Genomic DNA, 18,495 nt, shown 5'->3' on the forward strand with positions numbered 1-18,495 from the left:
ATGAACGCACCACTACAATTGAAAGTCAACGCTGAACGATTAGTCCACAGTCTGAAATGGAGTTTCACCCATCAGACCACGTATTTGGGTGAGCTGATGCAGAATGCCCGGCGTGCCGGCGCCAGTTATGTCGCATTCGACTACTGCGCCGAAACCAACACCTTGACCGTGACGGACGACGGCTGCGGAATCGATTCGCTCGACACCCTGCTGACCGTTGCCGAGTCCGGCTGGGACGTGGAATTGATTGCGAAAGAACACGCGTTTGGCGTGGGCTTTCTCTCGGCGTTATTCGCCTGCCGGCATCTGGGCTTATCCAGTAAGGGCGGGTGTTTTTCGGTCGATACCGATCATATCCTGGGGTTTCAACCGGTGGAGGTTTCGCCGGCGACCGCTTGGAACGGTCTGACCGAAATCCGGCTGGTCGATATCGCCAACGGTCCGCTCGAAAATACCTTGGCGGACTTAGCGGCCGGTTTTCCGATTCCGGTGCATTTTAACGGAGTCCCGTTACCGCGACCCCACGCCGTCGATGCTGTCGGCGCGGCGGAGTTCGTGGCATCGGCGGTCGGCGCCATTCGCTTGGCCAACCTGCTCGATGGCTATCGGTATTACCGGGATTGCCTGGTGTATTTACAAGGCCTACCGGTCTATCGAGGCCATTATTACCGGATCGGGGACACCCGCTACCCTGGCAATATCGTGCATCTGGATAGCGAACGATTCATGGCTCGCTTACCGGATCGCGACAAATTGGTGGATGAAGCCGATGTACTTCAGCGAGTTCGCGAAGCGATCGGCACGGCGATCGAAAGCCAGCTCACGGCACTGAAAACGGCCTTGAGCGCGGACGATTTCCTGGCCTATTACCCGGTGCTACGCGAGTGCGGCTTGATGCGCTTGCTCAACGATGTCGATCGACTGCCCACGCAGCTGGTCTCCCGTATCCAACGGTCGCCGGTCTGCGATACTGGCCTGTTTGGCGACTTTGAGGAAACGGTTGACCAACCGATCACCCAATCCGCCGTCGAAAGCGGACAAGTGCAATTGGTGACGATTGACGACGATCTTCAGTCCGATGGGGCCTTAAGATATTTGCTGGCCTGGAAAAAGGGCTGGGTGCTGGTCGATAACCGGTTGGACGCCGGGCATTGGGTGCAGCCCTATTTGCGGCACTTGAGCCAAGAAGAAGTGCAGTGCGAGATCCTCGACGAATCGCATCGCGCGCAATTTCAAGGCATCTGGGTCTGGGTCACGGCGGTGTTTTGCCGGGCTTACCGTAAGCGGTCCTTTAACAGCATCTGTATAAACAGCTCGAAAGGAACGAAGATAGTGTCCACTTATAATCAGGTGGACACCTATGAAGGAGCATAACACGCGATTATCGCGGCCATTAATCGTGGGGCACGGGCGAGACGGCCGTTGCCTTTATGATCCGGAAGCCAAGCGGGAGCTAGTGAAAGTTTGCTTGCATTCGGGCACATCGGTTGCCAAGATCGCTCTGCAATACGGTATCAATGCCAATCTGCTGCGCAAGTGGATGGGGCATTACCGAGAAACAGGACATCCGAATCCGAACAGTCCATTAACGTTGCCGGCTTTTGTGCCCGTTCAGTCGCTGAGCGCAGAGAAACCGGCTGAGTCAGCGCTCAGTGCGGAGTTGCCCAACGGCGTTAAACTCGCGTTACAGCCTGTCGCACTGAGCGACCTGCCGGTGATTTTGAAGGCGTTGGCCGAGCTGCCATGTTTCGTTTCGACGCAGGATTGAAGGTCTACCTGCACCGCGAGCCGGTCGACGGCCGCAAGGCCATCAATGGTTTAGCGCTGCTGGTTGAGCAGGCATTAGGCTTGAATCCGTTCGAGCCGGCCATCTACGTGTTCAGCAACCGCCGGCGGGATCGGATCAAACTGCTGTTGTGGGACCGCACCGGTTTTTGGTTGATGCTCAAGCGGCTGGAAGCCGACCGTTTTCACTGGCCGAAAGAGGCAGCAGTTGTGATGTTGACGGTCGAGCAACTCCACTGGTTGTTAGCCGGTATTGACTTGGCCGCGATGCGGCCGCATCCGGCACGAACCTATACCCAAGTGGGCTGAAACGCGGATGTAAAGCCGGTAAAATAACGGCATGACGCCCACCATCACGCTGTCCACCGAAGACTACCAAGCCTTGCTGGCCGAGCAGCAACGGCTGGCGAGTCAACTGCGGTTGGTGACGGCCGAGCGGGATTTATTGAAAGAACGTGTGGATGCCTTTCTGCATAGGCTGTATGCCGCAAAATCCGAGGCGCGGGCCAATCCGGCCCAGCGCGACCTGTTCCTGAACGAAGCCGAAGTGTTGGCGCCGAACGGTGCTCCAATCGCCGAGGAAGCCACGCCCGAAGCGGTCGAGGTGGCCGGTCACCGCCGTAAGAAACGCGGTCGCAAACCGCTCGATCCGCATCTGCCGCGTGAGATCGTGCGCCATGAATTAGCGGAAGCCGAACGCATCTGTGCGCATGACGGTACTCGTCTGGTGGAAATCGGCGCTGAAATCAGCGAGCAGCTCGACATCGTGCCGCAACAGGTGCGAGTCATTCAACATCACCGCGTCAAATATGCCTGCCCGTGCTGCGATGAAAGCATTCGCGTGACGCCGGCACCGGTTCGCATCATCCCCAAAGGCTTACTCACCGAAACGGCATTAGCCTGGGTCGTCACCGCCAAATACCAGGATAGCCTGCCGCTGTATCGGCAAGCCGCGCTGTTGAGCCGTTTCGGCGGCGATCTGTCGCGCAACACGCTGGCGGCTAGCATGGTGCGGGTTGGCGACGCAGTGCAACCCATCATCAACTTGCTGCGCGACCATCTGCTCGATGCCGATCTGATCCTGGGCGACGAAACCGTGGTTCAAGTGCTCAAAGAATCCGGCCGAGCCGCGCAAAGCAAAAGCTATCTGTGGGCACAAATGACCGGCTCCGGACCGCCGATTCGGCTGTTCAGCTACACGCCGGGGCGCGGCGGAACGCATGCGCAGCCGTTGTATGAAGGCATCAAACCCGGCGCGGTACTGATGAGCGACGGCTATGAGGTGTATAACGCCATTGCAGCCAGCCGGGGTGCGATTCACCTCGGCTGTTGGGCGCATGCGCGGCGTTATTTTGTCGAGGCCGAAGCCGCCATTCCTAAAGCCGCGCGCGGCCCGGAGCAACTGGCGACGCAGTTTATCGCGGCGATGGGTGAACTGTACGCGATTGAAACTCAGACGGAAGACCTGAGCGTCGAACAGCGTGGGCAGCGGCGCCAGGAGCAAAGCCGACCGGTTTTGGTCAAAATCGAAGCCCTGCTGCTACAACATCTGCATGCGGTAATCCCCGGTAGTTTGCTGGGCAAGGCTTTGCATTACTTGTCATCGCAGTGGTCCAAACTGATCCGCTTCGTCGACAACGGCGCTTGGCCCATCGACAACAACCTCTGCGAAAACGCCATACGCCCCTTCGTGGTGGGCCGCCGCAATTGGTTGTTTTGCGATACGGTGGCCGGCGCCCGTGCCAGCGCTAATCTTTACTCGTTGATCGAAACCTGTAAGGCCAATAGCGTCGACCCTTACACCTATCTGGTCGATCTGTTCCGAAAGCTTCCCACCGCAAAAACTGTCGAAGAGTTCGAAGCGCTGTTGCCTTGGAATCTCGACGCCCTAACGGACTAATCGTACGCCAACGGTTAAGTCATTGTCCGTTTCAGTTCTAGTGCGTCCTTCAAAGATCGCTTACGGCTTACCGAATCCGGATCGGCGCCGATAGCGTGGACATCGATGCACACGGTGCTTATACCGGCAACGAGCAAGACGACGTGCTGATCATTCCCTGCCATGAAAAGTGGGGAGACGTGCTGGAACAGGTGTCGCGATTCTGCGAAAACGACGATGACTATCAAGGTCCTTGTCACGATCAGGATATCGAGCAATTCGCCCACTTCATCGTGGCGAATACCGCCGACGATCCTGCCGACGCGTTGAAACGACTCTTGCCGGATTTGACAGGATGCAAAATGCTACACGGCAACCGGTTTGTATTGGAAATCGATCAGAATGGGCAATTGACGGCCGTCACGTTAGCGAATGCCACGTTAACCGACCTCGAGCCGCCGTTATGATCAGCAAATTCATCGAGGACGTGCAAACGCTGGATACAGAACCTGGCCATCCCGACTCCCCTTTTTCGCCGCCGGCGGATTGGGAAGGCGGGAACACCGAGTACCGAAACTGGTTGAGAAGCCAATTCAAAACCAGTCCCTGGGTTCGGCAACGACTGGGGATTGCCGCCCGGCGTTATGCCAAGCGGGAAACCTTAGACTTTCAAGGCCGGTTCGGCGCGGTATTGCCGGACATTCTGGACAGCATTTTGAAGAAATTGCAAACCGAGCCATCGGTCGGCGATTAACGGATACCCCCTGACGCTTGCGTGAGGGGGTATTTTTTTGCTCAACCGATATCTATTGCGGATCCCGACCGAAATCAGCCAGGCATTCCGATTAAAAAGCGCCACTGGTTCCGATGTAAACCAGGCTATCGATTCGGATATGATAATGCCATAGATGAATGACAGCTTTTGGAAGTGATGAACTGTCTCAATCGACCCAAACCCGTCTATCGAGCTTCTCAAAACCGGTCATTCAGTGAAATACAGATTCCGGGAACTGCTGGACTATAAAGCAGACGTTGGTGACTTCAACCAACCGGCCAATTGCCGACAGACTGAACAAAAGCGCCAATGGCAAATATCTAGCCAAAAGCAGTCGTAGGGTGCGGTGAATTTACGAACCGCACCAATCGCGATCGATGCGGTGCACGTTGTTTACCGCATCCTACCGAGCTGAAAATGGCAATAAACCAGCCCTTCAACGCCATGTTCGGAGGAAAAATAGAGTTAATCTAACAATGTGAGCCGTGTTCGATACTATCAGCAGAAACAGCTTATTAGCGAATATCTTGATTTTGTGTTGCTATCCTGTCGCTGACCACAAATGTAATACGATTGCCTGCGACTAAATAACTGTCGGAGTCAGAAGCAATGCCTACAGATACTTCATAGGGACCATACTTAACAACATAAGAATTCTCGTCACCTTTTTTGCTAATAACCGTTCCAATATACTTGCCGTCAGCCAAAGAATACTCCTTTGGTTGCTCACCAGCATGAGCAATGTGAATTTTATCTTTACTTTTCCTTAACTCGGCAAGCAATGATTTGGTTGTTTCAGGCAGTTTATTTGCATTTTTATTGGGTCTTGTACTATTGATTATCGATACCGCTTTTTCATACGCTGAGTCAAAAGAGCGATCGATACTATCCAGCATGCTCAAAAATTTATTATCTGTTATTGCTTTTCTTTTTACTAAGTCGTGCGCTATAAGTTTTTTTATAAGCAACGCGATATGGAACACCCAAACCTTAAGTTTATTATTATTTGCTATCCGCTCTTTGGTCTTAGAAACTATATGATGTGATAAAAAATAAAGTCCTGGATGATCAGTCTCCGCAAATAGCTCGCTCGATTCATTTCTATTGTATTCAGCCAATAACTGACCATAGTAATAATGGACTTTGTGAGGTTCCTCCAGAACCACCGAAACATATGATTTTATTAATGCTGGTGCAGATACAACTTGTTTTTGCTTTACATCACCGTAATCATCATATTGATGAGGTCTCCTTTCATAGTAATAAATGTATCCAGAACTACGTAGCGCATTGAAGAAGTCTTCCAAGCGGCGATGGTATGGTCTTATAGTAGCAAATGCTTCTTTGGTGACCTGAGACTGGCTATTTGTTGTTGCAATAATACTTCCGCTTATGTCGAGGTCTGATGTTTCGATTAGCTTAACTGTTAAGTACATTTCGTCATTAATGTAATCGGAATTATTGAATAGCACATGACTAGTTTGGCATCCATTGACGATTTGAAATTGCGATAGCTCGAACGTGTCACCCGATGGTGTTACTTTTTTTGCAACAATAGTCACACCATTATTTAGTATTGCAAACCGATCCTTTTCCTCTGGAGATTTTAGTGTCTTTTCTATTTCTGTATTGACTGGATTTTTCCCACCAAGAAAATCACGAACATTCCCAACAAAAAGCCCTTTATTTATATCTCCATCTTTCTTTGTGATCAGAGAAACAAAGTCCTTGCACTTAATAACCCCAAGGTATGTTGACTTCACGCCATTTATTGAAGGCAAAGCAATATGTCTTTGAAATGCAATTTGATGCTGTATTTCATTTTGCGCCTCTCTGTAAAGATCTTCTATTGCCTTGCCATCATGAATACTCCATTTTACAGTGGAGAATAAATATGGAATTGACTTTATTTGATTAATTTCACTATTAATTTGAGATTCTAGGTTTGTTTCTTTCAAATTAAAGTTACCAGCATAGCCATAAACCAATAATAAGGTTGGTAAGCTCCTTAGCTTCGAAGCTCTTGAATAAATAAGCTTCTTGATTTTATATGCTTTCGCGAGCTCCGATGGTATAGCGCTTTCATCATTGCCGAAAAATACTTTTACTGTACTAACAAATTTTAAAAAATCACCAAAGTCGAACTTATTAGAAGTCTTCGCTTGAACAAATACAAAGTTGACATCAAATTGCGCCTTTGTAAACAAGTCAGCATTTTCAACTGAATCAACTATAATTCCACCAATAATTACGGCAATCCCATCAATTCCAATACACTTCCCAGTGCCTACTTTTTCGAAATCAAATGAGTCATAATAATCTTCATTCAATAAACAGTAATTTAAAAATTTCTCAAACTGAATGTCGAGATCATCTTTTTCGAGCTCAAATCTTGTAATAAAGTCATTTAGCATTCCTTGTAAAATTATGTTATCCATTTACTCTCCATATTACTAATACGTTTTCGCTATGTTAAAAATAGAAAAAATATTATTAACAAGCAATTAGATTGGGTCTATAAATTTTGCGACATCGAATTATAGACGGTTTTTATTATATAAAGCGACAGTCTGCTGTTCATCTCTAATCAGTCGGCCATTAAACTGCTTTGTATGTCTTATTTGGGTCGTGATACGACCGTCCGCTCTTCAAATTCATCGTCGGAAAGCCGCCATTGAATTCTGATACCAGAAAGCGGTCAGTCGTCACAGTGGCAAAACGACCCTTTGCAGTCTATCGTTCATTCTGATTCAATGGCAGCAATCAGATGGTCATCAGTCATAACTACCTATCGTCTATGTTAGGTCCTCAATTCGGAGCGTTAGTGGATTCCAAGCACATAGAAGCTTTTCTCGAAGGCAAACTGGTCTTGGATTGCCCGAAGATCATACTTACACCTTGCTCTAAAGCACCGGATAGAAAACCTTTGGTCGGAGCTGGAACAATTGCAGCAGACGAGCCAGGGAAGTTCCTGCTGAAGGTCTTCTTTGAAGAATCGTTTTCTCTGGAAGAAGCATTTGCTAGCTTGAAGTGGGAAGTTGGGAAAGTCATAGGCAGTGAGCACTATTACGACTTGGAAGCAAGCGATATTTTAGGGAACACTTGGACCTCGGTGCGGTTACTGCCGGATCGGTCTGTTGGCCCTAATGGGTCGATGATTAAAGCCACTTTTCAAGATCTAGAGCATATTGACAATGGTCATCCCAATATTAAAGGATCCGTGGTGGAATTCTATTTCGATGAACTCATCAAGGTTCCACTAAACACTGTTGTGAGAGAGGAGGCTAAGGTTGGCAGCGAGGCCAGATCCTTTAGTTCGGGTCTGAAGCTCGCGCGTTTTACCTCCAATGGAGTAAAGTTTGAAATTGATAATAGCTCCGGAAGGTCAGTATTACAGGCAGTCTTCGAAACGTCAGGCGTTTCACAGGTGCAAGTGAATAGAATTTTCGAGACCCTGTGCTTCGCTTTCGCTCATACAAAATCATGGTCTGTTTTGGTCATTTTGGACTCTACTGAGCGTAAGACTTTACTGCATGCGGTCGAGCCGGAGCCAAAGAGAACCCGGATAGGGCCACCTCTTCATATTTCACACGACCACATTATTTCGAGGTCGGTTTGGAACCTATTTGATCAATATTTTTGCTACGTAACGAAGGATGATAATTCAACCCATCACCCAATTTCTCTATTGAATAGGTCGATCTTGGAGTCCGGAAAAGCATCGCTCGACGTTCAGGCGCTCACGTTGTCTGTCACGGTTGAAAGCTTACTTATGGACACAATGAAAGAGTTTTATGCCGTTTCAGATGAACTCAAAAACGATATTTGTTGCGCCGGGAAATTGATCAACGAGTGTGGGTCGCTGTCTCCATCATTCCGCCAACGTATTCTTGGGGCGCTAGGTGCTATGAAACATCCCAGGGCAAAAGATATCTTGGCTGAGCTTAAGAAGAAGTCCCTCATCGATCCTGCGCTAGTTACGACGTATGGCAAGCTAAGAAACCAGATGGCCCACGGCGCACAAGATCCTAATGCAGACATTCAAGAGCTATTTAATCAGACAAGCTCTGTATTGGTCCTCTTCTATCAGCTCGTATTCTTGATTGTGGGCTATCAGGGGAGCTTTAGCGACTATGGTGAGTATGGATATCCCACCAAAGAATTCTTAGCCGAGTTGACCTAACGATGGACTACACCGGGCATTCAAAAGGCGCGCGGATTCTGCTTCGCTTCCAGTCGCTACGCTTTTGGCTGCCAGTGCCTTAGTATTAAACGGCTGCTTTTAGATCCTTATGTGCTATTAGTAAGACGATATCGATGGACCGCTAATGGCCGGCTCGGGCCGATGAGGACTTAAAGTTCCCTTCCAAAAAGCTGACAATCGTTGAGGTTAGAGAATGAAAATTTCGCTGACATCATCAAGGACCGGTAATGGCCGATCCAAGGCATTCAAAATCTGGCTGGGTTTGTATAGGAATCGGTGGCGGCGTTGCGATCGGAATACGCAATCAATCGCAACGCCTCTAGCAGATAGCTAGCTATGCAAAATATCTTATAGCTAGCTATCTTTTACTACTCTGAAGTATCAAACAACGCTAGTGGTCGCTGTACGTCGTCGTGCAGACTTGTTGTGCATTGCAATTTACCGTCTTTTTCACCTTGGTCACTCGCTTGACCTCCGGTGTAGTGCTTGGTTGCTCGGCGGCCAGTGTATTGGGCCAAATTGGGACCGAGGAAATCGCTGGGGCTCTAACAATTTGTTCCGGTGACGAACCGTTGGCCACCAAGGTCATGGTATTACCGCTTTGGGTGATGGTAAAAAGTTTCAAGGTATTCATGCCAATGAGCACTTCGTCCAGATGCTGATTGATCGTTGCCTCAAGATTGCTGATTTCGGCGTTGCCAATTTTCAGGCTGGTGATTTGCGTCAGTCGATCGACGACCTTCCCGCCGGCCGTATTCGTATTGACGGGCCTACCCACGGGCAGATTGGCGGCGTAGGCTAAATTCGCTGGAATCGTGGTGATGGTCGCCCCGGTATCGATCAAAAAAGGCATCGGCACATGATTGATCAGTACGGTTCCTCGGAAGTGTCCTTGGCGATCAGCGGCTATTTCAAGCCCTCCTGAAATGGGAACATCAGCCGGATTGCCCAGAGGAATTGAAAGGCTTGGGGATGCTGGCGGGCGGGCTGCTCGTTGTTTTAAAAGTCGATCGGCCCCCAGCCAAAGACTGGACAGCACCAATGCCGGTATTAAAAGGTATTTCAGACTTCCAGATTTCCGTTGGGGCGGATTCGGACGGTTAATGTGTCTGAGCGAAGAGCCAAAATCATTGCCACCTGGCTTCGACGCCGATTGATGTTTCTCCCAGTAATAGTCTCGATCTTGTATGCCCATGCCACGCTCTCACGGTTGTAACGCTCGCCATAATGCGCCTAATATAATCTGGGAAGCGTCATCAGGATGAGAAGTACCGCACGCTGCCAACAAATCACCGCACGTTCGGTTCAACCATGCATTCCGGATCGCCAAACCAAGGTTGAAATGGAGGTTGTACAAATCGTCTACCGCCATGCCAGCAATAGCCTGTTTGTCTTCTTCGAGCAAAATCGATTGCAGTCGATCGACCGCTTCGGAAAGTGTGGTCGGCGGATTTTCTAGTTCTAGTTTCAAGATTGACCAATTTGTTGCCATCGCACGGCCTCGGTGTCTGGTAGCCAGTGTTTTACCAAGATGCTACTGCCCAGGCTATCACTGGACGGACGGAGGCGAATAGCTTATAAGGATTTGGCTGTATGTCGCCTTGGCACATAGGCAAGTAACCCAGCACACAAACTAGTCCATAGTAAGAATACAGCACAGGAAACGGGATTCGCTTTAGCACCCTCCCCTAGCCACTGTGGGATTTCACCGGCTAATAATAAGGTCGCTACTGCGATTGAAAAACCGATTAAACAACCAACAACAATTTTCATAACTTACCTACCACTAGTAATTCATATGAATTGTTTAAATTACCACCATTCGACAGATTTACATTATCTGTCCAAACCTGCATATTCAGATACCGCCGACAAACAGGAATGTTCCGTAACACAACCATCAATTTGTCGTCATTTCTCGCTCTACGCCCGATTCCAAGCCATCACTCTTTGAGCCGGTCAGCCAGTCGTGTCATCAGGTCCATGCGCTCATGAAAAATAGCCACGATCAGAGCAGGCTCTCCCTCACGCGGTAGACAGAAGACATAATGATGTTCGTACCGCCCCATCCGTAGCGCCGGAAAAAGCGCGCTCATGTCTTTGAATACACCCCGGCCATCGGCGAGGCTGGCGATACCTTGTTCCAACGTAGCGATGTAGTGGCGCACTTGTGCATCGCCCCATTGCTTGCGGGTGTAGCGGACAATGCCGCGCAGGTCGGATTCTGCCGCCGCAGTGAGAACGTAGCCGGTCAAGCCTGGTCCTCGGTCAGTTCTTCATCGAGAATTTCGCTGATGCTCTTGGTAGACACATTGCCAGCAAGTCCCTCGTGGATGCGGGTATCTAGCAGGGTTTGCAGCTCCTTCCATGCTTGATTGGCATCCGCATCGCCGGGAAACAGCCTTTCCAGCGCGTATTGCTTGATGGTCTTGCCCTGCAAGGCAGCCAGTGTTTTCAGACTTTTGTGCTGCTGGTCTGTTATGTCGATGGTTAGGCGACTCATGGGTTAATCTCCAAATTTACACATCCCCACATTAGCACCTATGTGCTACCGGATCAAACCGTTGTCCATCATCACATTGACGCAGGTTGTCGTAAAACATTTACCACTCCGCGATCCTGTCGCGGCGGCTGACGAAGTGAAAGGAGAGCTACAACTTCAAGGCGCCGGCATTGATCACATAGATGTCGCCGGCGGCATGGCGACACATCCTGCTCATCGGGCACTACCCCTTCCAGAATGAAGGCAACATGATCGACCTCGATGCGCTCGTGGGCCGTCACTTTTATCCCGCGCTCAAACAGCCTCAACGGCTAAAACTATGGTTTATCGGGTGTTACAGCGGTTTATCGCCCAATTAATGAATAATTTATTTAGTGTTTTACTGAAATATTTAATTATTTGGATTTCGAAGTTGATATAGCCCTAATTATATCAACTAGCTCAAAAATGCTTATGGTATAGTTAGGCCAGACCCATCCCCCGGCCCAGGCCGATTTTCCCACCCAGGAGAGCACTGCCCTTCATGAACTTAGCCGATTTAATACTGCTGCGAGGTTGGATCGCCGGAATACCCTACCCCGCGCTCGACGAGCAACGCGCGGAAAGCGACGAACCTGCCCGCCGACGCCTGAAAACCCTGCGCCGAGCCCTGGCGATCAAAGCCCGTTTTTATGGCCAGCTGGATTTCGTTGAACTCTGGATGAGTCCACGTCAGGCGACGTCGACGTGGTCGACGCGCGCGGAACACGCCTTAAACACCCTGAACCGATGGCCCGATCCGGTACCGGCGGGCGATCAGGCGTTACGACGTTGGTTGCCTGAAAACGTGTGTGCGGCGTTACCCGCATCAGTCGCCACCTGCGCAGATGCGGTCCAGTGGTTAGCCGAGAACGAAGCCGCCGGCTCCGAAATCCCCACCGCTCGAAAACAGGCGCAGAAAACTCTGACCCTCTTTTTAAAGCAACATGCCGAGAGGCTGGGATACCAATCTCGCCCCAGCATGCCCAAGCTCCATTCACTCGCCTCGTCGCAGTCGATGGCGCCGTTGGAACAGGTCTTAATTCCCATCGAACTGAACGGTGAACACGGGAGTAATCGCTCGCCAGACGCGTGCCGGATCGACGCCAATCACGATTTAGCCGCGATTCACAGCTGGCTGTCGTTAAAAAATGACAACCCGAAAACTTACCAAGCGTACAAAAAAGAGCTGGAACGCCTGTTACTCTGGGCCATCTTAGAACGTAAACGCGCTCTGTCCTCATTGAGCACCGACGACTGCCGCGCGTACATCCTGTTTTTGAAAAATTTGACGACGGCCGATCAGCAATGGGTGACACAGCAACCCGCCAACAAGCGCCACGGCAAATGGAAGCCCTTTTACTATCGAACACCAAAGGGAGCCGCTCCTGTTTTGGGGGATTCAACCGAACCCGCACCGCCGCAACCCGTGCTATCCGCCAAAAGCATTAATTACGCGAAAACCGTGATAAACGGGTGCATGGCCTGGCTCGTCAAACAACACTATCTAACGCACAATAACTTCGACGACATGCCGAATATCAAGTGCGCGCAGACCCCGCTACAAACGACAAACCGGGCCTTCACCTTGACCCAGATGCAAACCATCTTAGCCTATGCCCAAGAACAGATTCAGCCGGGATCCGCAACGGAAACTGCCGATCGGCGCTTGTGGTTTATTTTGACGTTTGCGTTTTACACGGGGCTTCGCCTCCATGAATTGGCGGCAGCGAGTTTCGGCGATATCGAAACCCTGGAAGACGACCAGGGGGTGCAGTATTTTTTGCGGGTCGTTGGAAAACACAACAAGTTACGGAAAACCTCCCTGCCATTCAACTTGATAGAATCACTACAGTCCTACTTAAGAGCTTGCGGGCGTCCAAGTCTATTTGAACGATTACCGGCCGAAGCGCCACTAATCCCGAGTCTACGTGACCCTACCGCCCGTAAACATCTCAGCCCCGCAGGCCTGCATAAAACATTAGCGGCTTTTTTCGATCAAATGTATGTCACCTTAAGCAAGGATCCGGAAGCGGATTTACGACTAGTGAATAAAATCCGCAAAGCCTCCGCACACTGGCTACGCCATAGTTACGGTAGTTATTTGGCCAATGACAAACAAGTACCGTTAGCCTATATTCGCGATGAATTGGGACATGCCGATATCAGTACCACGTCGCTGTATTTAAACACCGATGCGAAACAGCGACAAAAAGTCGTGAGTGAGGCTTTTAAAGGGGTCTAGTGCGCAGGGTACGTTTCTTTTACTTCAAGCATTCTCTATAGCCCGCGATTGATGCATTACCCAAACCTATTAAAATCCCTGATTATTACCCTTTTTAACGGTAGTGAGCTAGAATTTCGAACCCTGATCCTCGATGTGTTACATGATGATAAATATCGAATTTATACACCACTCTCCCAATATTCGTCCTTTTCTTGAGTCGTCTTTTACAAGCATTTGTTGAATCCGCCCTCTTCCATCTTCGATTAATCAGCTCGATACATTCGTTGAAGGTATCCGCAAGCCATAATCCCTCGATCAACGTAGCGATATATTCGGTATCGAGTGGTCAGCGTAATCGGAGAAAGCCGATCGACAGCGAATCGAGGCGCTGAAGCGTGAAAACTGTAAATTGCGGTAGGAGCCGGCCCAAACTTTAGGAATAGCCGATAGCTCCGTCGACGTACTACCTGCATTCGGCGGGCAAAGCCAATCCCCAGTTCCTTTTTAACCGAGCCTAGCAGGATGGTGTCTTGTGCTAACTAGGTCGCCGCGCTTGGGAGGAAAGCTTAAGCAACTACGTTGGGTTTAGAAATTGACTTCAGTTGCGGCGCGAAGGATGGCCGTGATCTGTTGTACAGTGAAATACAAGATGCGAAGTCTTGGACTAATAGGTATCAGGCAAAATAAAGCTATCAAGACCACGATCATAGCGAAGGCTATCAAATTGCTCCTCAGATCGTATCAACCGGTATCTCAACACAGAGAGGCCCAATTCTTTGTCGGTGACAGATTTCACCTTTGCCAAATCTTGCAGGGCTTTGTTCAAGCAGCCTTCGTGATCGATGTGCTTGCCTTCTGTATCATCGGATGGAAAGTGCCACCTTCCTCGTCTACCGACAACCTCAGCGCTTGGCGACTTGTGACACCACATCGTTAACTGTTTGCTCTTTGATCCGCTCTATCCAGCACTTTGTCGAAGCGGTCTGCGGCACACGAAGGCTATAGGTGACTATTTATAATAATACCTTGACCTAGGCTAATTGGTAATCTCCCACCAGAACAACCTATACAAACTTATACCAACGATCCTCTGAAGCTGCCATGGCGGCCTGTTCCATAACCTAGAGCCTTCGAGTTTCAAGGCTGACTCTGTTTAAATATCACAAATTTTATCATTGTTCCGGTTGTTGGAAAAACCCAATTAATCTTCTGTTGATGGCTGCCCGAATAATCGTCGATTGATTTGCATTAAGACTGGGATTTAGTAATGCAACCCGGTGGGCTTCCATATTGATTCTGGCAACTAATTCGTCAGGAATACTAAATACATCCTGTGAGTTCGTTTTAACAACTAATTCGGATAGTAGAGCTCCCTCCCATCCATTATTAGCCAACAATGACTGAATTGCTTCCACAACCCATTTGCTTTTCTGGCGCATGTTATAGCCATCGGCCAAGATTTGGCCTGGTAATGCTGCTTTCAAATTTGCCGGCAGTTTTACTGTAACTTTTCGTATTGACGCAGTCGTTTTGATTCCTTGCGGACGAACATCAGCCATGCTTTTCTACCCAATAGTCTAAAAATGCAGCGAACGCTTTTTTCACACTTTTTGGATCTTCCCAATTTATAGCCGTAAAAGACTCAAGTTGTTCCTCGTCTACATTTGAAAGTACCAAGGAACGTAATGCATTCAGATTTGAAGTTTGCCCTAACGAAATCTTTGTTTGGTTTCTGCGTATTCCTCGTTCTCCGAACCATTGTTTAAACAATTGCTCTCGTTGCTGTGAATCCGCTTTTACAAATTCCAACAATTTGGCGAAAGACACATTCCCCTTGATTACAGATTGAATAACTTGTTGGACATGCTCATCATTGCGGATTTGCACCACAGTTATCCATTCATAGGCTTGTGATCTTGATAGACCCAAGGTATCGACTAAGTCTCGCCATCGGACTGCCCTACCCTGCTCTTCTTGTTGGGCTGCAAATTTCATAAGCCAGCGCAACTTGTCTCCAATAGACAAATCATCCCTCTGGACATTATCAATTATGCCTAATCGTTCTACTGTTTGGGATTGTGGCTTCCTTAAGAATACCTTTACGGTAATACGTTCTAATTGTAATCGTGATAAATCCGGCTCCGGATTAATGGATAACTCATGAATTCGGTTATCTTGTTCATCAAGTTGGGTTTGTAAATGAAACAATGCAAAGATGGCAGCCATAGTGCGACGCTGCCCTCCCATCAACTGAACTTGTTTTCCCGGTAACGCAAATGCTATCGGTGGATTTATTAAACCATATTCCTTCAAGCTCATGGCCAACGTGATAATGCCTTCTAGCTCCTCTAATTTATTTGGGTTGTCCTGATCGTCATCGAGGATATATCCGCGATAGATATCATCAAGAGTCAGCCGAAAAGTCCTTGGTTGATCTTCCCATAACTGAATATCGGCAAGAGGTACTTGGCGTAATTCGTACTCCTGCTGTGTGGCGTTTTCTGCAGCTGCAATTTGTGCAGCAACCTTTGATATTGTGCCAGATTGAACACCTAGTGGTGCTCGTCTTAAAACACCTGGTCTCTTCTTGCCACTATCTTCAGTCATTGGAAAATCCTCTCAAAGATAACTTTACAAAATTGCTCAGCCTCAGCGCGTGCTGATGTATTTTCGTGCATTTCAAATAATGACCGCGGATTCGCGTATGTTGATGAGCTGTTCGCATAAGTTTGCAGATACCTCATTGGTGGAAATATGAGCTTGTCCCCCAATATTTTATTTTGATTTAGCTGTTCCATTGTTCGTCTTTGCGCTGCTGACTGGGGATCATATTTTGTCGCAAGGATTCCAACGAGTTGTAGTTTATTGATGTCTCGTACTTGATTTTCCGCTTGCCAAAGTTGAGCCATATCTGCCATCCCGGCGACGGAATCTTCTTGCATTTCGGTTGGTATCAATAGATGAGTCGCAGCTCGCGCTGCAGATGCGGTCAACGCAGATGTTTGAGGTGGCGTATCAATAATGACGAGATCGAATTCTTCTTGATAATAATCTATGGATAGCATCGCTCTCATGTGTTCCACTACCGCTTCTTGAATATTATTTCTCTCAACCTGTTCGAGAAATGACGTTAATTCCCGCTTGTGAGACGGTATAAAGTGAAGATTTGGACTATCTGTTGGGTAGGGCTCCGCGTAACCTAATCGAAAAAATTCTGCGATTGACCAATAGCCGGGGGGTGCAAATGGTAATTCATCCCAAGTTGGATCCTTTGGATCGAAATTTGGATGAAAGGGTGGCGTACCTCCATCTTCTGCCATTTGAACAAACCGTGCTGAGAAATTACATTGGGGATCAATGTCTATACCTAAAACTCGTTTTCCTTCCCGGACACAAAATTCCGTTAGTAATTTGGACAAGGTTGTCTTTGCTACGCCTCCCTTATGATTTCCAATGGTAAGCACCCTTAGGGTTTCATAATTCGGTATGACTGTGTTTTGTTCTGATGCCATGTTATGTTCGCCCAAGCTTAGAGTCGATTCCTAAGTGTCCGGTACCGGACGGTTCAATTCCTAACAGTACTATACGCTTGATAGTACCACACTGTTTGGTGTATTGTACATTGACCAGATAGTAGTAAACGATCATACTTATTACTAGATGTACCGAAAAAGTACCTATCACGGAGTTATGAATGGCATCATCGCAATCAAAAATGGAACGATTTCTGGCCGAGCGAAATGCAGAGGCACAACAAAGACAGAAGGATTTGTTCGATGCGGATAAAGAAACGGCGATAGGCACCGAAGAGCTTTTAGCAATTGTGGCAGAAGCTGAATCGGGTGCTCCTGAGGTAAAACGCAAAAAACCAAAAGGGATTGGAAGAAAACTTGTAAAGGCCGCCGACGCTCGCTTGCTAGAAGCCGAACAATTGGGATTGTTCACATCGTTGACTGTCTCTGATAACAATGCTATCCCGACTCTATTAGCTCGATTACCTATTTTTGTTCCTATTCCAGCTCGATACCAACGCAATATGTTAGATAAAGATTTGGCATTTGCGTTTGAAACACCGTTTGGTCGAGGACGGCGCTTCGGCCCACCGGTAACTATTGAAGATGAAGACGTTTTATTTGCGATGTTGCAACTGTCTGGCAGACGGTTGATAGGGCAGGGGTCAAAGTTACCAGTTCCATTGAATGACTCATCTTGGCTAAATGATGAACGTGGGAACCTAACTGTACAGGTTATGATTGCCACTGTTGGGCAGATCAACAAAGAGCTTGGTATTAATGACTCAGGTCTTAACTACAAAGCAACGGTGGAATCAATAAAAAGACTTGCTCACGTTAGCATTGAACTCGAAACGCGAAAAAAAGACTTGTATCTTGGTGAGACCTGGGATGGTCAGACTATTAGGTTGGTCGATATTCAATGGCGGGCATATGAAGAGGACGGGTTAATTTTTGCTCAATTTTCTCCACTGATGGTCAAATGGTTGAGGGAACAGGCAACCTTCCATAATTGGAAGATACGCAGGAAAATCTCTTCTGCAAACGGGAGAGCTTTATATCGTTTCCTTTGTACACAAGGAAATTATTATAAAAAAGAGCTCGAGTATATCGCTAATGTCATCCATTGGCATGGTGATCGTTCGAGATTACGTCCACGTATGGAAGCTGTGTTAAATCAACTTCGTGATGAGTTTGATTGGTGTGATTTTGTTATCCATGGAACTGGGAGAAGTGAACCATTTGTTCTTGAGTTCTCGAGACGAAGAAAGGCGTGAATTTTTCACTTTTGTTGGGTGAAGTTCATGGAAACGGCGTAAAGCGAAGTGATGAATTTTAATCCACGATAGGTGTAATGCCTTGCGACTCGCCGTTAAGTCATACCAGAGCCGATGTTTTATCCGATGGATGAGTGAAACTCTTTATCGACGAAAGCCATCGCTCGTCGGTAAACATCTCTTGATGTGTCCGTTGTCTGCCGAGCTCAGGTATGTTGTTGCCATGGGGCAAATAAGGAAATGATTGCGGATATTTTGTGAAGAAAAGTTAAGTTCATGAAGAGAGACTACGGAAAGCGGTAAATTTTAATTTTT

19 protein-coding genes are annotated in these 18,495 nt (G+C 48.2%); 10 read left to right on the top strand and 9 right to left on the bottom strand.

Annotation, left to right across the window (positions count from 1 at the left end; translation table 11 throughout):
- The 6 genes from ACQE3D_RS24535 to ACQE3D_RS24560 form a co-directional block, all read left to right on the top strand.
- A partial coding sequence (locus ACQE3D_RS24535) for a hypothetical protein (RefSeq protein WP_427551811.1) occupies positions 1-1,374 on the top strand: 1,374 nt, incomplete at its 5' end.
- A complete protein-coding gene (locus ACQE3D_RS24540; RefSeq protein WP_231883784.1) occupies positions 1,361-1,768 on the top strand; it encodes a transposase in 408 nt (135 codons plus the stop codon). The genes ACQE3D_RS24535 and ACQE3D_RS24540, both read left to right, overlap by 14 nt.
- Complete coding sequence (tnpB, locus tag ACQE3D_RS24545) at positions 1,744-2,094, top strand: IS66 family insertion sequence element accessory protein TnpB (RefSeq protein ID WP_313727828.1); 351 nt, start codon at positions 1,744-1,746, stop codon at positions 2,092-2,094. Before ACQE3D_RS24540 ends, tnpB begins: the two co-directional genes overlap by 25 nt.
- 31 nt (positions 2,095-2,125) lie before the next feature.
- Positions 2,126-3,685: an IS66 family transposase gene (tnpC, locus tag ACQE3D_RS24550; protein WP_427551397.1), complete on the top strand. Its 1,560-nt coding sequence runs from the start codon at positions 2,126-2,128 to the stop codon at positions 3,683-3,685.
- Between the two features lie 95 nt (positions 3,686-3,780).
- Complete coding sequence (locus ACQE3D_RS24555; protein WP_427551812.1) at positions 3,781-4,131, top strand: hypothetical protein; 351 nt, start codon at positions 3,781-3,783, stop codon at positions 4,129-4,131.
- Positions 4,128-4,418, top strand: coding sequence for a hypothetical protein (locus tag ACQE3D_RS24560; RefSeq protein ID WP_427551813.1), 291 nt, complete (start codon positions 4,128-4,130; stop codon positions 4,416-4,418). The genes ACQE3D_RS24555 and ACQE3D_RS24560 overlap by 4 nt, the downstream gene beginning before the upstream one ends.
- Before the next feature lie 536 nt (positions 4,419-4,954).
- On the opposite strand, the gene ACQE3D_RS24565 is transcribed toward ACQE3D_RS24560, so the two are convergent.
- A complete protein-coding gene (locus tag ACQE3D_RS24565; protein ID WP_427551814.1) occupies positions 4,955-6,877 on the bottom strand; it encodes an AIPR family protein in 1,923 nt (640 codons plus the stop codon).
- A gap of 386 nt (positions 6,878-7,263) precedes the next feature.
- On the opposite strand from ACQE3D_RS24565, the gene ACQE3D_RS24570 reads away from it, so the two are divergent.
- Positions 7,264-8,622, top strand: coding sequence for a hypothetical protein (locus tag ACQE3D_RS24570; protein WP_427551815.1), 1,359 nt, complete (start codon positions 7,264-7,266; stop codon positions 8,620-8,622).
- Positions 8,623-9,034: 412 nt separating this feature from the next.
- On the opposite strand, the gene ACQE3D_RS24575 is transcribed toward ACQE3D_RS24570, so the two are convergent.
- The 4 genes from ACQE3D_RS24575 to ACQE3D_RS24590 all read right to left on the bottom strand — a co-directional run bounded on the left by ACQE3D_RS24575 (position 9,035) and on the right by ACQE3D_RS24590 (position 11,146).
- Entirely contained in the window at positions 9,035-9,838 is an 804-nt protein-coding gene (locus ACQE3D_RS24575) for a retropepsin-like aspartic protease family protein (protein ID WP_427551816.1), read from the bottom strand.
- 9 nt (positions 9,839-9,847) lie between these two features.
- Positions 9,848-10,135: a DUF6794 domain-containing protein gene (locus tag ACQE3D_RS24580; RefSeq protein ID WP_427551817.1), complete on the bottom strand. Its 288-nt coding sequence runs from the start codon at positions 10,133-10,135 to the stop codon at positions 9,848-9,850.
- A 451-nt stretch (positions 10,136-10,586) separates the two neighbouring features.
- On the bottom strand, positions 10,587-10,898 hold the full coding sequence (locus ACQE3D_RS24585) for a type II toxin-antitoxin system RelE/ParE family toxin (RefSeq protein ID WP_427551818.1): 312 nt from the start codon (positions 10,896-10,898) through the stop codon (positions 10,587-10,589).
- Complete coding sequence (locus tag ACQE3D_RS24590; protein WP_427551819.1) at positions 10,895-11,146, bottom strand: hypothetical protein; 252 nt, start codon at positions 11,144-11,146, stop codon at positions 10,895-10,897. The genes ACQE3D_RS24585 and ACQE3D_RS24590 overlap by 4 nt, the downstream gene beginning before the upstream one ends.
- A gap of 61 nt (positions 11,147-11,207) precedes the next feature.
- Between ACQE3D_RS24590 and ACQE3D_RS24595 the strand changes: the two genes are divergently transcribed.
- Both ACQE3D_RS24595 and ACQE3D_RS24600 read left to right on the top strand, forming a co-directional pair.
- Positions 11,208-11,387, top strand: coding sequence for a hypothetical protein (locus ACQE3D_RS24595; protein ID WP_427551979.1), 180 nt, complete (start codon positions 11,208-11,210; stop codon positions 11,385-11,387).
- Positions 11,388-11,669: 282 nt separating this feature from the next.
- Positions 11,670-13,409, top strand: a complete 1,740-nt coding sequence (locus ACQE3D_RS24600; RefSeq protein ID WP_427551820.1) for a tyrosine-type recombinase/integrase — start codon at positions 11,670-11,672, stop codon at positions 13,407-13,409.
- Between the two features lie 646 nt (positions 13,410-14,055).
- Here the strand turns inward: ACQE3D_RS24600 and ACQE3D_RS24605 are convergent.
- The 4 genes from ACQE3D_RS24605 to ACQE3D_RS24620 all read right to left on the bottom strand — a co-directional run bounded on the left by ACQE3D_RS24605 (position 14,056) and on the right by ACQE3D_RS24620 (position 16,903).
- Positions 14,056-14,217, bottom strand: coding sequence for a hypothetical protein (locus tag ACQE3D_RS24605; protein ID WP_427551821.1), 162 nt, complete (start codon positions 14,215-14,217; stop codon positions 14,056-14,058).
- A 346-nt stretch (positions 14,218-14,563) separates the two neighbouring features.
- The gene (locus ACQE3D_RS24610; protein ID WP_427551822.1) at positions 14,564-14,950 is read right to left on the bottom strand and encodes a hypothetical protein; all 387 of its coding nucleotides are present in this window, start codon (positions 14,948-14,950) and stop codon (positions 14,564-14,566) included.
- A complete protein-coding gene (locus tag ACQE3D_RS24615) occupies positions 14,943-15,998 on the bottom strand; it encodes a ParB N-terminal domain-containing protein (protein ID WP_427551823.1) in 1,056 nt (351 codons plus the stop codon). The genes ACQE3D_RS24610 and ACQE3D_RS24615 overlap by 8 nt, the downstream gene beginning before the upstream one ends.
- Positions 15,995-16,903 carry a ParA family protein gene (locus ACQE3D_RS24620; RefSeq protein ID WP_427551824.1) on the bottom strand — a complete coding sequence of 303 codons (909 nt, stop codon included), beginning with the start codon at positions 16,901-16,903 and terminating at the stop codon, positions 15,995-15,997. Before ACQE3D_RS24620 ends, ACQE3D_RS24615 begins: the two co-directional genes overlap by 4 nt.
- Positions 16,904-17,085: 182 nt before the next feature.
- On the opposite strand from ACQE3D_RS24620, the gene ACQE3D_RS24625 reads away from it, so the two are divergent.
- Positions 17,086-18,180, top strand: coding sequence for a hypothetical protein (locus ACQE3D_RS24625; protein WP_427551825.1), 1,095 nt, complete (start codon positions 17,086-17,088; stop codon positions 18,178-18,180).
- Positions 18,181-18,495: the final 315 nt, after the last annotated feature.

The organism is Methylomonas sp. MS20 (genome assembly GCF_050275925.1).
GTDB classification, from domain to species: domain Bacteria; phylum Pseudomonadota; class Gammaproteobacteria; order Methylococcales; family Methylomonadaceae; genus Methylomonas; species Methylomonas koyamae_A.